At 58.3% G+C, this 13,165-nt stretch carries 20 protein-coding genes; 6 read left to right on the top strand and 14 right to left on the bottom strand.

Features of this window, described 5'->3' with window-relative positions:
• Window positions 1–393: 393 nt before the first annotated feature.
• The 5 genes from ACUTQY_RS20555 to ACUTQY_RS20535 all read right to left on the bottom strand — a co-directional run bounded on the left by ACUTQY_RS20555 (window position 394) and on the right by ACUTQY_RS20535 (window position 3,692).
• On the bottom strand, window positions 394–618 hold the full coding sequence (locus ACUTQY_RS20555; RefSeq protein WP_072055854.1) for a hypothetical protein: 225 nt from the start codon (window positions 616–618) through the stop codon (window positions 394–396).
• Complete coding sequence (locus tag ACUTQY_RS20550) at window positions 578–1,225, bottom strand: hypothetical protein (protein ID WP_180336644.1); 648 nt, start codon at window positions 1,223–1,225, stop codon at window positions 578–580. The genes ACUTQY_RS20555 and ACUTQY_RS20550 overlap by 41 nt, the downstream gene beginning before the upstream one ends.
• Window positions 1,226–1,509: 284 nt before the next feature.
• Window positions 1,510–2,646 carry an HlyD family secretion protein gene (locus tag ACUTQY_RS20545; protein ID WP_046687687.1) on the bottom strand — a complete coding sequence of 379 codons (1,137 nt, stop codon included), beginning with the start codon at window positions 2,644–2,646 and terminating at the stop codon, window positions 1,510–1,512.
• Between the two features lie 9 nt (window positions 2,647–2,655).
• A complete protein-coding gene (locus ACUTQY_RS20540) occupies window positions 2,656–3,000 on the bottom strand; it encodes a DUF3302 domain-containing protein (RefSeq protein ID WP_046687688.1) in 345 nt (114 codons plus the stop codon).
• A gap of 38 nt (window positions 3,001–3,038) precedes the next feature.
• A complete protein-coding gene (locus ACUTQY_RS20535; RefSeq protein WP_046687689.1) occupies window positions 3,039–3,692 on the bottom strand; it encodes a DUF3313 domain-containing protein in 654 nt (217 codons plus the stop codon).
• A gap of 135 nt (window positions 3,693–3,827) precedes the next feature.
• Here ACUTQY_RS20535 and ACUTQY_RS20530 point away from each other — a divergent pair, with 135 nt between their 5' ends.
• The gene (locus tag ACUTQY_RS20530; RefSeq protein ID WP_342188143.1) at window positions 3,828–4,763 is read left to right on the top strand and encodes a LysR family transcriptional regulator; all 936 of its coding nucleotides are present in this window, start codon (window positions 3,828–3,830) and stop codon (window positions 4,761–4,763) included.
• Window positions 4,764–4,818: 55 nt separating this feature from the next.
• Here the strand turns inward: ACUTQY_RS20530 and ACUTQY_RS20525 are convergent, their stop codons facing one another.
• The 3 genes from ACUTQY_RS20525 to ACUTQY_RS20515 all read right to left on the bottom strand — a co-directional run bounded on the left by ACUTQY_RS20525 (window position 4,819) and on the right by ACUTQY_RS20515 (window position 7,533).
• Window positions 4,819–6,480, bottom strand: a complete 1,662-nt coding sequence (locus tag ACUTQY_RS20525; protein ID WP_342188142.1) for a DUF2534 family protein — start codon at window positions 6,478–6,480, stop codon at window positions 4,819–4,821.
• 71 nt (window positions 6,481–6,551) lie between these two features.
• Window positions 6,552–6,968, bottom strand: coding sequence for a DUF2946 domain-containing protein (locus tag ACUTQY_RS20520; RefSeq protein WP_203582798.1), 417 nt, complete (start codon window positions 6,966–6,968; stop codon window positions 6,552–6,554).
• 112 nt (window positions 6,969–7,080) lie between these two features.
• Window positions 7,081–7,533: a GNAT family N-acetyltransferase gene (locus ACUTQY_RS20515; RefSeq protein ID WP_080301930.1), complete on the bottom strand. Its 453-nt coding sequence runs from the start codon at window positions 7,531–7,533 to the stop codon at window positions 7,081–7,083.
• A gap of 100 nt (window positions 7,534–7,633) precedes the next feature.
• On the opposite strand from ACUTQY_RS20515, the gene ACUTQY_RS20510 reads away from it, so the two are divergent.
• On the top strand, window positions 7,634–8,368 hold the full coding sequence (locus ACUTQY_RS20510) for a class I SAM-dependent methyltransferase (protein ID WP_046687694.1): 735 nt from the start codon (window positions 7,634–7,636) through the stop codon (window positions 8,366–8,368).
• Between the two features lie 59 nt (window positions 8,369–8,427).
• Here ACUTQY_RS20510 and ACUTQY_RS20505 read toward each other — a convergent pair whose 3' ends face one another.
• On the bottom strand, window positions 8,428–8,928 hold the full coding sequence (locus ACUTQY_RS20505; protein WP_033651602.1) for a GNAT family N-acetyltransferase: 501 nt from the start codon (window positions 8,926–8,928) through the stop codon (window positions 8,428–8,430).
• 151 nt (window positions 8,929–9,079) lie between these two features.
• Entirely contained in the window at window positions 9,080–9,595 is a 516-nt protein-coding gene (locus ACUTQY_RS20500) for a DUF1543 domain-containing protein (RefSeq protein WP_096242544.1), read from the bottom strand.
• Window positions 9,596–9,715: 120 nt separating this feature from the next.
• On the opposite strand from ACUTQY_RS20500, the gene ACUTQY_RS20495 reads away from it, so the two are divergent.
• Window positions 9,716–9,898, top strand: a complete 183-nt coding sequence (locus ACUTQY_RS20495) for a YodC family protein (protein WP_016929823.1) — start codon at window positions 9,716–9,718, stop codon at window positions 9,896–9,898.
• A gap of 34 nt (window positions 9,899–9,932) precedes the next feature.
• Here ACUTQY_RS20495 and ACUTQY_RS20490 read toward each other — a convergent pair whose 3' ends face one another.
• Together ACUTQY_RS20490 and ACUTQY_RS20485 are read right to left on the bottom strand one after the other, a co-directional pair.
• Entirely contained in the window at window positions 9,933–10,211 is a 279-nt protein-coding gene (locus tag ACUTQY_RS20490; RefSeq protein ID WP_033644139.1) for a GNAT family N-acetyltransferase, read from the bottom strand.
• A gap of 1 nt (window position 10,212) precedes the next feature.
• A complete protein-coding gene (locus tag ACUTQY_RS20485; RefSeq protein WP_016929825.1) occupies window positions 10,213–10,443 on the bottom strand; it encodes a (4Fe-4S)-binding protein in 231 nt (76 codons plus the stop codon).
• A gap of 192 nt (window positions 10,444–10,635) precedes the next feature.
• Between ACUTQY_RS20485 and ACUTQY_RS20480 the strand changes: the two genes are divergently transcribed.
• Window positions 10,636–11,049, top strand: a complete 414-nt coding sequence (locus ACUTQY_RS20480; RefSeq protein WP_016929826.1) for a DoxX family protein — start codon at window positions 10,636–10,638, stop codon at window positions 11,047–11,049.
• Between the two features lie 50 nt (window positions 11,050–11,099).
• Here ACUTQY_RS20480 and smrA read toward each other — a convergent pair whose 3' ends face one another.
• The gene (smrA, locus tag ACUTQY_RS20475) at window positions 11,100–11,672 is read right to left on the bottom strand and encodes a DNA endonuclease SmrA (RefSeq protein ID WP_033651604.1); all 573 of its coding nucleotides are present in this window, start codon (window positions 11,670–11,672) and stop codon (window positions 11,100–11,102) included.
• Between the two features lie 184 nt (window positions 11,673–11,856).
• Between smrA and ACUTQY_RS20470 the strand changes: the two genes are divergently transcribed.
• A complete protein-coding gene (locus ACUTQY_RS20470; RefSeq protein WP_033644141.1) occupies window positions 11,857–12,192 on the top strand; it encodes an MbeD/MobD family mobilization/exclusion protein in 336 nt (111 codons plus the stop codon).
• Between the two features lie 67 nt (window positions 12,193–12,259).
• Window positions 12,260–12,706 (top strand): DUF1198 family protein, encoded by a 447-nt coding sequence (locus tag ACUTQY_RS20465; RefSeq protein ID WP_046687696.1) that lies wholly within the window; start codon window positions 12,260–12,262, stop codon window positions 12,704–12,706.
• 25 nt (window positions 12,707–12,731) lie between these two features.
• On the opposite strand, the gene ACUTQY_RS20460 is transcribed toward ACUTQY_RS20465, so the two are convergent.
• On the bottom strand, window positions 12,732–13,070 hold the full coding sequence (locus ACUTQY_RS20460) for a DUF2002 family protein (RefSeq protein WP_033644143.1): 339 nt from the start codon (window positions 13,068–13,070) through the stop codon (window positions 12,732–12,734).
• Between the last annotated feature and the right edge of the window lie 95 nt (window positions 13,071–13,165).

Genomic DNA, 13,165 nt, shown 5'->3' with positions numbered 1-13,165 from the left:
ATCCGTATAGGGATGCGCCAACCTGTAGCAGCTTAGCGCCACGCCGTAAGCTCGAGTCCTTCCACCTTGATGCTGTTGAGGCACAATTAGAAAGAATTGACACGGCAAGTCATATTACCGCTTCGCTAAAAAATGCCAATCCTTAAATATACTCTAACTGATTCATGTCACAGTGTTTTTGGGCATCGGGTTAGCAATCGGCATAGCCTGTCGATTCGCGTAATGAAGTAAACCCACTTGTTCAAGAACTATGTTCAAATATAAATACTTCCTGAAAGTGATCCTACCCCAGCGCCAGAAGGCGCTGATAAGTACCAGCAGAATGCAGTAGATGAAATGATTGGCACAGTGGAATCTTTGCAATGGCGACAAGAAAATTACGTCGCCACTTTGTTACCTGTCCCCACGCAGCCATGCAATCGCCAGGGTGATTAGATAGCCACCCACGAAGAAACCAACAAAGCCAGCAACCTTCATCACTGCCCCATCAAGTAGGAACAGCGACATGAAAGCAGCAATCGCGCAAACGCCGGTTACTATCGCTTCCAAAGCATGCGAAGCACCTAACCCTATATACTTAGTGAGTTTTCTGGTTAGAGAGGATTTTGCAGAGTTCATTCTGAATACCTTTACAAAGCATAGGGTGGCTGTTAATGAATTGGAGATACGGCTCTAGTTGCTCCTCAACCAAGAAATATGCCATATCTAAATTTAACGCCGACACCTTCCGGTATGTTTGAGGAAACTTAACTTGCATTCGTCGGGATGCTTGGGCTGCCTCTTCGATAAGTCCCTGTAACATTACAAGGTTAAGAGTGAACGAAGCGCCAAAGCGTACAAATTGTTTATACGCTAATGCAGAGGTCGCTTTCCTTAGCATCATGTGAGCCGCAAATTGCGCCAATGCAAATTGGCCCCCAGTTCGCCCACCAAGACGACCGACACCATAGGCTAGTTTATTATTGATGGACTCTTTGCCGCTAGCGTCTAATTTCTGATAGAAATCAGTGATCACAATAGTAATCAGGCGTCGTAAGGGTTCTTCACTGTTACCCATCGACTTAACCATACGGGCGAAACGTTCTGTTTCTTCTTGGTTTCTAGTCTTGAGGCTACTACCAGCCAATCCAGCCCCCTGCCAAGTGCGAACAACGCCATGATACATCCCGCTGGGAATAGTCGAAATTCCATCCAAAATTCCATATGCAACTTGCTTTGCGTCCATTCACTTTCCTTAAGCAAAATGTGCCCAGCTCAGAGAATAACCAAACCAGAACGCGATTACCAATTCACGCATTCTTCAGTTACATCGTACAGGCGCTTTTCCCCTGCGATCTTTGCGGGTGCTGGCCCGCTGCGTTCTGGCGGCCTTTCCATATGATTTTCAACCATAACGCTACGCGATCCAAAAACTGAAAAATACTGAAATTATTTTCAATCTCTTCAGCTTATCGGGGTGTTTGCAGAGATACTTACACTATGGCCCAGGTTTCCCTAGGCCGACAAAGATTAGTGATCCAAATAGAGGTAATGCAGCCAGCTGGTCATGCGCAGCAGCACTTTGCGCATCACGGAGACGTGCTCGAAGTGCCCGGTATAGACCGCCGCCTGAGCGCTCACGCCGTCGGGCAGATGATCCAGATCCGGGTTGGCCGCCAGATCGATCATCACGTACACCCCTTCCCGGCCCGGCGTGGCGCTCAGGCCCTGCAGTGCGCCGCTGGCCTGGTAGCTGCCGTCCGGTATCGCCGGCAACACCCGGCTCACGGTGCCGCCATAAACCTGTCCCGGCAAACCGTTAAACACCACTTCAGCCTGATCCCCCTGCGCCAAGCGCAGGATGGCGTTCTGGCGGAATACCGCCACCACCTGGCGCTTTTGCTGCGGGATAAAGATCATCACCGGTTTGAACGGCAAGCGCACCGCCGCCGTGCCCGGCCGCGCCAGCACCTGCGTGACATAGCCATCGCTCGGCGCACGCACCACCGTTTGTTCCAGGTTGTAACGCGCTTCGGCAATCTGCGATTTCAGGCTGGCTATCGTGGCGTCTTCGCCGTCATAGCGCCCGGACAACCGCGCCTGTTCCTGCTGAAACTGGGCTTTCGCCGCCTGCAGCGCGGCGGATTGCGCCTGGTACTGCTGCTGCGCATGGCTGACGTCCTGCTCCGAGAACGGGTTGACTGGCATCGCCGCCCCTTTCGCGTAGCGCTGGTAGTCCTTACGGGCGCGCTCGTACTCTGCGTTCGCCCGCTGCACGTTGGCGGCGGACTCGCTGAGCGCTGCCCGACGCGTTCTGATCTCCGCCTCTGCCCCGGCCAGATCCGCCTCCAGCCTGGTGAGCCGCGCACGGTAGCGGCTGTCGTCAAGACGGAACAGCACCTCGCCTTTGCGCAGCAGCACGTTGGTTTTCTCCGTCACCTCTACGATCATGCCCGAGACCTGCGGCACCATCGGCACAGAAACGGCAATTTTCTGCGCCCGATCGCTGTACGGATGGTTGTAGTTCATCGTCAGAATCAACGCGCCGACGATAACGATCCCGCCGAGCATGGCGGTCGGCACGGTCCATTTATTAACCGGAATGCGGAACAGTTTAAATACGCCGTAGCTCAGCGCCACGTAGCTGAGAATAATGAGCAAATCCATAGGTTACGCTCAACTTACCGTAGGGCCGGAAACCGCCGTCGGCTTTTCCTGCAGGCGTTGCAATTCGGCTTCGAGCAGCGCGATGCGCGCCTGCAGGTCCGTTGAAGGTTCTGCCTTCTCACTCATGCCCCAGCCGCGTTCCGGCCGATAGAGCGTCGCCCAGATCCACAGCAGTGGCCAAATAGCGTGCAGCGTAAACAGGCTAACCCAGCCGGCGACGTGAATCGCATCTTGATGCGGGTGCTGGCGCTTTTTGGCCAGCAAATAGGGAATGTCATGAATAATAATGACGCCGTAGAATAAAATCAGGAATACCGCAATCAGTACGCCTAAAGCAAAATAATTAAGAAACATGTAAAGCCCTGGTTGGTCGTAGCGGAAATAAACGAGGTTTATAGCGTGTTATATTGTCTGATATCGTTGGCGATGGTATCGATGGCATTCTTCACGTCGGTGACTTTAAGCTGCGCTTTCTCGTTATTGAGATTTTCCCCTGAAGCCTTGCGCACCACTTTAATGACCGGCTGATTAGTCGCCTCATCGACAAACTCGCCTTCCATATAGACCGCACTCTCCATGGTGCGGTGCCCGGTTACGCTTTGCGTCGCGGCGATCAGCAGGGTGATCGGCAAGACTTCATAGATCTGCAGCCCTTTCTTCTGCGTGTCGATCGCCGTGATGGCGCCACGGAAAATCAGGGTATGCTCGCGCGGCATATCCACCAGCGTAAAGTGGGTACCCATCGCCTGCTTAAACTGCTGGTTGGTGTAATTCAGGATATTGTCGAGTGCGCGCTGGCTCACCATCTCGCTCGGTTTCGGCCGCGGGAAATAGATCATCGGTTGATAAACCAGATATTGATAACGGGAAAAATCGACGTTCTTATCCTTCCAATATAAAACGTCTTTGCCGGACGCGGATTGACCTTTATTGATATCGTTATAATTGGTCAAAAAGGTCGAGTACTTTTCTTTTTCGGTCACGGCGGAAGAACACGCGGCCAGTAATAACAGCGCAGGCAAAATAACCGCTCTTGTCACTTTCATTGACGGGTTTCTCTTTATTTTGGTGGATAGCAAATAATCAAATCGAATGATACCCAGCCGTCCGCGATAAGTCATATGACAATGCCGCCAAAGGTGTATATCATTTTTGATATACAAACTCACAAGAGCCGGCCAGTGAAAGAGAAAGACTTCCGCATTGAAGAACTCAGGATTGTCCGCGTCATTGCCGAAACGGCGAGCGTCAGCAAAGCGGCGCAGCTGTTGGATATGCCGCAGTCTAACGTGTCGCGCGCCCTCACCGCGCTGGAGCGGCGGCTCGGGCTGGAGCTGTTCTTGCGCGGCCCGCGCACTCTGTCACTGACCGAGTTCGGCGAACAATTCTTGCGCCGCGCCTCGCAGTTGCTGAACGAGCATAGCGATCTGCTCGATATGGCCGGCACCTATAAGCGCAGCCTGAACGGCATGGTCACGCTCGGCGCGCCGATCGGCATCCACGCTTTCCTGGCCAGCTATTTGCTGCCGCCGCTGCTGCACGCTGCGCCGGCGCTGACTGTCGATCTGGTAACCCGCAACCCCGACGAACGCGAGAAAAAATATGGCGCAGTATTCGACAGCGACTGCGATTTGCTGATCAGCTTTTTCCAGCCGCAAAACGAAAGCCTGATTGCCAGGCCCTTTACCCGTTTTCGCGTCGGGCTGTTCGCCGCGCCGGATTACATCGCCCGCTCGCCGCTGAATGAGCTGGATGAACTGTCGCAGCATCGCTGCATTACCTTGCGCATGCTGGGCGGCATCCGCAATACCTGGAGCGGCTACAGTGCGCAGGGGGAATTGGTACAGATCGAGATCGGCGGCGCCAGCGTTTGCGATAACATTCTGCCGGCGATCGAGCTGGCCAAACAGGGCCTGGGCATCGTCTACGCCCCGTACTATTCCGTCGCCGCCGAGCTGGATGCCGGTACCCTACAGCCCTGCCTGGCGCGCGAGCGCGGCATCGATATACAGGCCTACCTGATCTACCGCCGGCGCGGCGTGTTGCCGCACCGCGTGCAGGTGACGATGGACAGCATCATGGAGAGCGTTAAGCTGCACGCCCACCGGCTGATATAACCAAGAAAAACCCCGCCGCAGCGGGGTTGAACGCTTCATGTCGGCGCAAAATACCTCACCGCCCCTCTTTCTCCCCCAGGAAGAAATACCACTGCGGAATGGAAAGTAGCAGGGTGAACACCAGCGTATACAGCAGTACCATCAGGCTCTGCATGATCACCATCTGGGCACTCCAGGCGCCGATCGGCAGCTGGAATTGCTCGACGGTGCCGCCGAGTATCGCTCGGCCCATCACGCAACCGACCGCCAGCGCCACCGTCGCCACCGCCGCGCGGAACTTGCGCACCTCGGCGCGGCGGGCGGCCGCCTCCGGCGTTTCGTCCCGGTGGCCTTGCCGTTGGCCGCGCCAGCGCCACACGTCTACCAGCAGCAACGCCGCGAGGCTCACGCCCATCAACGGCAGGCAATAACCCAGTGCGGAAGCCACCAGCAGCGTGCCGGCGCGCGCCGGCAGGGAAAGCGCCAGCCAGGCGGCAACCAGCGTATGCACCGGATGCTGCGCCCCCGCCGCCGGGCGGCGACTCCACCACATGCGGTAACCCAGCGCAATCATCAGGCACAGCCCGAGGCCGAACGCCGCCAGCAGCAGCTGATTCGGCAAGCCGAACAGAATGCCCATGTGGGCGTCGATGCCCCAGCGGGTCAGCTTGGCGATGAGTGGGAAGGTGTCGAACCGCACCTGATCGATGACGGCGAAGCTTTGCGGCGCGATGGCGACCGCGTCCACCTGCGTCGGCCAGCTGCGATCCACTTCGGTCACCGTCCAGGCTTTGCCCTCGCCTTTCGGCTGGCGCAGCTCGACCTTGGCGGCGTCGATCCCGGCGGCGCGCGCAGCGTGCAGCGCCCGATCCCAATCACCGTTCAACGCATTGGCCTGCGCGGCAGGGCCCATCTTCATGCCCGGCATCATCCCGCGGTGCTCGGCGTGCGGATCGGCCGGCGTCTGCGGCGCATCGGCCTGCAGGCTGGTGTTGACCTGCGGCGTCAGCCAGCCCAGGTTGGCCCGCAGTGCGTCGATGTTGCTGCCGGCCCACTGCGACCAGGTCAACCCGGTAGCCGAGAAGAACAGCAGCCCGGCCAGCAGCGCCACGCCCAGCGTGATATGCCAATGGCGGCTGGCGGCGAAGCCCCCTTTTGCCCTTTTCAGCTTGCGCTTCGGCCGCGTCGCCAGCCACAGCGCCACGCCACCCAGCGCGGCCACCCACAGCCAGGAGACCGCCAGCTCGCTGTAGTTGCGCCCCAGATCGCCAAGCAGCAGGCTGCTGTGTAGCTTGTCCAGCCAGGTGCGCAGCGGCAGCACGCCGGAGGTGCCGTACACCGTCATATCGCCCTTGATCGCCAGGGTATAAGGGTCGACAAACAGCGCGCGCGACTCAGAAGCGCCCAGATCGGCGCCCGCGAACTGTACGCGCGTGGTGTCCATTGCGCCGGGCGCCGGACGCACGGCGTAAATGCGCGCCTCGTCACCCACCGCACGGCGGGCGGCGGCGATCTGGTCAGCCAGCGATCTCGCCTGCCCGTGCGGTTCGGTGAAAAGCGCATCGCGATACAGCGCCTCTTCAAGCTGCGGGGTCAGCACATACAGCGTGCCGGACAGTGCAGCGACCAGAATAAAAGGTGCGACCAGCAGGCCGATATAAAAATGCAGCCGTCTGATCAGGTTCAGCATCGCGCCACGCGGCGATGCGGCAGGTGGAGTTTTGGTTATTGAAGACATGGCCTTTCTCGTTTTTCAAACTGTGCGCGCAGGCAAACCGTCCGCAGCGATACGGACGGCGTTACCCATGATCAAGCAATAGGGAAAAACGGCTGGCCGGGCGGCCCGCGCGGGCTCGGCCGCAGAGTAAGGCGCCGAAGGGGCGGAGAAACGATGCGCGGCGCGCAAGGCAGGCGCGCGATACGCGCCATCAGCCACAGCAGCGGGACGAATGTCCACAGCAGCAGCGGCACGTGGATCAGCAGCTCGCAATAGCCGCAGAAAATCATCTCCGCCGGGTCCATGCCGTGGTGGCCGGCATGCTCGGCGGCGGGCATCGCCATCCCGTGCATGTCGTGCGGCATGGCGGCGTCCGTCTGAGCCATGCCGCCCATCATCGGGTGGTGCATCAGCGATTTCGACACCACCGGCGCCACAAACAGCAACAGCACCGCCATAATGGCGATGCAGGCGGTAAAGCGTTGCTGTAGCTGACGTGGCACTCTCATCGCGGCGGCGAATTAACCCGGTCGGTGGCGAACAAGCGGCCAGTGTAACCCGCGATGCGCGATGAGGTGAAAGAAAAGTCAGGTTTGTCTTACCCGCCCCCGGCGAGGGCGATCACAGCGCCCGCGAGTAGACCCGCGAGGCTTCGCCCCAGGGGTGATAGCCGAGCCCGTTATAAACGAAGCCGCTGCGCTCGTAGTAGCCTTCCAGATCGGTGCACAGGTGCAGCTGCGAGAAGCCCAGCCGGCGGGTTTCCGCCGCTACATGCTCAATCAGTTTGGCGCCGTAGCCCCTGCCACGCTGCGTCTCTTCTACGTAGAGCGCGCACAGCCAGGGATACAATTCCCCACGGCTGATAAAGTCGTTGGTAATCAGCCCCGCACAGCCGAGGATCTGGTCATTTTCCATCAGCAGGTACCACTGCGGCAGCGGGTTGGCGGCGCCGAGGCTGCGGTTGATGGCGTCTTCATACATCATCAGCGTCTCTGCCGTGGCCCAGTGCCGCTGAAAATACGCAATGGCGCGCGGCGCCAGCTCGGGCGCTTGCCGCACCGAAATCATGTCCATCGTCATTCCCGTTATTCATGTTGTCAGCGTAGAATTATGCAGCAATATGCACGGTATGGCAGCGGCATTCCGCCGCCGTCATTCACCCCAAGGAGTCATCATGACGCAAAATATCTATGACAATCAGGCCTTCTTCGACGGCTATGCGCAGCTCAGCCGCTCGCAGCACGGCCTGGACGGCGCGCCGGAATGGCCCGCCATCCGCCGCATCCTGCCGGATTTGCAGGGAAAAAGCGTGGTCGATCTCGGCTGCGGCTACGGCTGGTTCTGCCGCAGCGCGCGCGAACAGGGCGCAGCCAGCGTGCTGGGGCTGGACGTTTCGGAAAAGATGCTGGCCAAGGCGCGGGAGATGACCGCCGACGCGGGTATCGAGTACCGTCGGCAGGATTTGGCGCAGCTGCAGCTGCCGCCGGAAAGTTACGATCTGGTCTACAGCTCGCTGACGCTGCACTACCTCGAGGATCTGGCCGCCTTGTTCGCCACGGTGTACGCCGCGCTGAAACCCGGCGGGCAGTTCATCTTCACCGCCGAGCACCCGATCTACACCGCCCCGGCGCAGCAGGGCTGGCTGACCGACGGCAACGGGCAGAAATCCTGGCCGGTCAACGGCTACCAACGGGAAGGCCGGCGCGTCTCCAACTGGCTGGCGGAAGGCGTCATCAAGCAGCACCGCACACTCGGCAGCTATATCAACCCGCTGGCGCAGCAAGGGTTTATCATCCAGCATTTGAACGAATGGGGCCCCAGCGCGCAGCAAATCGCCGCTACCCCGGCGCTGGACGAAGAGCAGGAACGCCCGATGATCTTCATTCTCGCCGCCCGCAAACCCGCCTGATTTATCCGCAGTAAACCGTTCACACCACCACAGTTGGGGAGGCCGCCTCCCCCCAACGGCTATTGTACCGGCAGCGCCGCCCCGTGCGCCGCGAAGTGCGTTAGCGCCTCGCCCTCCATGCGATAACGCACCCACTCGCCCTGCGGCTGCGCGCCGATGCTGAGGTAGAAATCGATAGCCGGCTGATTCCAGTCCAGCACGCTCCACTCCAGGCGGCCGCACTGCCGCTCGCACGCCAGTTGGGCGATGTGCCGCAGCAGCGTTTTACCGGCGCCCGCGCCGCGATGCTTTGGCGCCACGTACAGGTCTTCCAGATAGATGCCGTTTTTACCCAACCAGGTGGAGTAACTCATAAAGAACACCGCATAACCCGCCGGCTCGCCGTTTACCGTACAAATCAGCGCTTCGGAACAGGCGCCCGGCCCAAACAGGCTGCGTTCGATGTCCTCCACGCTGGCCCGCACCTGCTCGCGCGCCTTTTCGTACACCGCCAGCTCGATAATCATATCCAGAATCAGTTTGGCGTCGCTTTTTTGCGCCGGGTAAATCTCAATGGTCATGGCAAGTCCCGTGTGAGTTGATGGCCGTGCTTGCCAGCATACAGCGCCTCTCATGCTGCATGAACGGCATTTTCATCAACAGGCAATGAATATCATGCATCTGGATTTGAAACGCCTCGATCTCAACCTGCCGCGGGTGTTCGAAGCGGCGTTATAACGCGGGTTCGCCGATCGGCAGATACCCCTGCCACAGCGGCCGGGCCGGTTCGCCGTGCGGGTTGGCGCGCAGATGAACGTGGTAGCCCTGCAGCGCCTGCAGCAGCAGGCAGTCGTCCACCTCAGCCAGATCATCTTTGTGCTGCTGCGCGCTGTCCGTCAGCAGCGCCCGTTTGGCTTTCTCCTTCGCCTCGTCGGCGGAGCGCGCCACAAACAGACCGAACTGGTGCAATTCCGCCAGCTCATCGCTGCGGTAGCCGCCCACGTTGACGAAAAACAGCTTCTCTTCACCGGTAAACGGCGCAGGCTCTAGACTCACGTCGTAACCGTCCGCCCAGTCGATGCGCGCATAGCCGTCGACATGCACCTTGCGCTTATCGCCGAACCACTTTTCGCGCAGCAGCGGATACGCTTCTTCCGGCCGATCCGCCGCCGCGAACTGCACGTCGTGCAACTCAATATTGGCGCCCGGCGCCGTACCGCCCACATAAAACATCAATAATCCCGGCATGTTAGTCTGCTCTCCCTGGTGATAATCGCTGTATAATTTAATACATAACGAAACACCTGCCAACGGCGGCGCCATTCTGTGTTATCAATAGATGAGGTTTAATCTGTTGTGGAGGAACGCATGGCATTCAATATCGGTGATTTTGTACAACGCACCACCGGCGGCCCGAAGATGACCGTGGTGGCGATCGACGGCGAAACCCTGGTTTGCAGCTGGAATGAACTGGGTAAAGAACAGCGTACGGAGGTGCAGGCCAACGAGGTGGCGCTGTACCACGAAGACGGCGATTTCGGCGTCTGCTGAATGATCGGGGCGCGCCCCGCGCCCCGTTATCGCCTCAGGCGCGAATGTCCTGGTAGGCTGGGGTGGTATCGAACTCATGCTTGGCGAACGGGCACAGCGGAATGATTTTACGCTGCTCCGCGCGCATTTTCTCCACCACCAACGCCACCAGCTTTTTGCCGACGCCCTGCCCCTTCAATGACTCATCCACCCAGGTGTGATCGATAATGGTCAGCTTGTCGCCGCTCGGCACGAAAGAGATCTCGGCGATCAACTTGCCGTGCTCGTCATTGATATAAAAACGCTTCTCGTCCGCCAGTATTTTATGATCCATATTATTTCTCCCTATATTTCAGTGCGCCGCTGGGGCAAGTATCGATAACGCGTTTCACTTCGGCCGCGTCGGCATTGTCCGGCATAATCCACGGCCGGCGATTCAGGGTAAAAATAGCCGCGTTGCCACGCACGCAGTTGGCGGAATGGCGGCATATCGCGCTGTTAAAATAAACGTCAATCTTGTCGCCGGAATAACGGCGGTAACCGGCGGCGGTCAATTCTTCATCCATCATGGCCTCACATTGCCCGTTTTATTGTTTTTGCTCCAGGCTCAAGTATAGGCAATGCCGCCGGCTTCACCACGCCTCTCGTCCGCCGAAAAAAGTGGCGCAACCGCCCGTCGCAGCTAGAAAAAACCGTAAATTGTTCTAATCTTTAATCAGCAAGACAACATAATTCCGACAGTGGCTAAGGAGTTCGAAATGGGTGATAGCTCAAAAGACGGCGTAATTCTGCTGTCCCGCATTCTACTGATGGTTCTGTTTATCATTTTCGGCTGGATGAAACTGGTCAACTTCGGTGCGACCGTCACGGCGATGGAAGGCTATGGCACGCCGATGCCTTATTTGGCGGCGATCGTTGCCGTGGTGGTGGAGTTTATTTTCGGCATCGCGCTTATTCTCGGCCTGTTTACTCGGCCTATCGCGGTCATTTTCGCCCTGTATGTGTTGGGCACCGCGTTTATCGGCCATCCGTTCTGGAAAATGACCGGTATGGAAATGATGGGCAACGAAATCAACTTCTTTAAAAACATCAGCATCATTGGTGGTTTGCTGTTGCTAGCGGTAACCGGCGCCGGCCGTTATTCGCTGGACTATAAAATATTTAATAAATAATTCATCGATGGCCGGCGATATGCGCCGGCCATTTTATTTCGGCTATCCTTTCACCGGCTGCGCTTGGCGTGGCGCTCAAAGTTTTCCGCCCTGGCCTGCGCCGATTTACGCAGCGTGACATAGCAGGCGCCCTCGCCGCCGTCGCGCGGTAAGGCGCGGCAAAACGCCTGCACCTGTTCAAACTGCGCCAGCCATTTGGCGACGTAACTGCGCACGATATTCGGATGGCTTTCGTTCTGCCGCCCGCGGCCGTGCACGATCAGCAGCGAACGCAGGTTTTGCGCCTCCGCCTGCATAATGAAGCGGAACAGCGCCTGCCGGCTGGCTTCAACCGGCTGACGCAGCAAATTCAGCGACGCCTGCGGCGGGTAACGCCCATTGCGCAGCTTGTCCAGCACGCCCTGCTGAATGCCTTCCCCTTTGAACTCCAGCGGCCGATCGCAGGGGATCACCTCGAGGAAATCGGTGCTGAGGAAGTTTTCCTGCCGCAGCCGCTGCGCTTCGCGCCGCGCGCTTTTGTCCACCGCCTCCTGCGGCTTGAGGTACAGCGTCTGCCGCCTGCTCGCCAGCGGCACCACGTCTGCCATCGCCTGTTCAAAAAAGTCTTTTTCCTGCTCGCTCATGTTCCACCTCTCTTGAACGGCAGCCTTTACGGCCGGGGATGGGGACGATTGTAAGACGCCTTGGCGCGGTTGCAAGCCGGGAATTGTCAGCGGCATTTGTCTCAATTGTCGTCAACGGGTGAGCTTGCGAGCAGTTTTCGCTATACTGCTAAGCCATCATTGAGTGCCGCAAAGGATCGAGCCCATGACAATGCGCGAGCTGGAAATCCAGTTTCAAAATGCGATGAATGAGTTGCAGAGCAGCTTCGAACGGCAACACCGCGAATGGCAGCGGAGCTACCAGGCGCTGCAGCAACTGCTGGAAGAAGCCAAACAGCGCGAAGCCGCGCTGCGGGCGCAGAATGAACAACTGGCGCGCAAACTGAGCACCGCCAGTTCGGTGCCGGAGCAGCATGCGCTGGTCAAGCAGATCAAAATGCTCGGCGCCCATCTGGACGCGCTGGCCAAAGACGCGGCCACCTTCAATCACCACCTGCGCCAACAGAGCGCGGTCGGTAATTTCAGCGGCGAACAGCATTGATAGCGGGCGCTGTCGCACAGCGCCTCCCGCCCCTCTTCTGGCGTACTGAGAGTGTAATAAAGCCTAAATGACCTGGATCATCCTCGCCGCCCTGATCGTCGTATTCATCATCGGTTACCGCATTTTGACGTCCGACACCCGTAAAGCCATCGATTCGCTGGCCCATCTGCTAAGGGTCAAACCGATGCTGATCGAATCGATGATCCAGGAAATGGGCGGCCGCCAAAGCCAGACCTTTATCCGCATGCTGAACAACGGCTATACCGAAGAGATGCACCAGGCCGCTTACCTGCTGTTCATCTACCTGACGTTCATCAAACAGGCGGACGACGAGCAGATTGGCCATTGGCGCGACGTGCTGATGCGCGCCGGGCTGTCGCCGGAGCTGCACGCCGAGCACACCGAAGCGGCGCTGTTTTACTTCGCCGAGTTGGATATCGATGCGTTTGAACTGGCGCAGTTCCGCCGCGCCTACAACGAGCGTTTCAACCGCGAAGCGTTGGCCCACGGCTGATAGCGTCCCCCTGGCGGGGGACCGTTTACAGGAACATGCTGTAGAGGTAACGCGACAGCGCTTCGCGCGAGCTGAAGCCGTGTGCGATGCCGTAACGCTGATTCGGCGCGTCGCTGCTTAAATCCAGGGGAAATTCCAGATATTGCTCGCTGGTGCGCACCGGCGAGGTCGGCGTGGCGAAATGCACGCTTTTCTCTTTCAACGCCGGGTGGATCACCAACGCGGTTCTGCCCATCCGCGCTTCGCGATTCACATACACGTAGTGTGCACCCTTGCGGTAACCATAGGCCTGATCGGTGACATAATCACGCTCAAAGCCGGTATTCTCCAACACTTTAGCCACTTCATCCGGCCGTAAATACATCGATTCCTCCTCTCATTCTGGACCGCTGAGCGACCTTACCGTAATCATTCACCGAAACAATGATTTTCTGGGGAGGAATCCGGGTTTCGGACTAT

It is taken from the genome of Serratia sp. TSA_130.1 (genome assembly GCF_052691795.1).
Note: the sequence above shows the minus strand (reverse complement) of the source record. Positions and strands in the feature narration are given on the sequence as shown.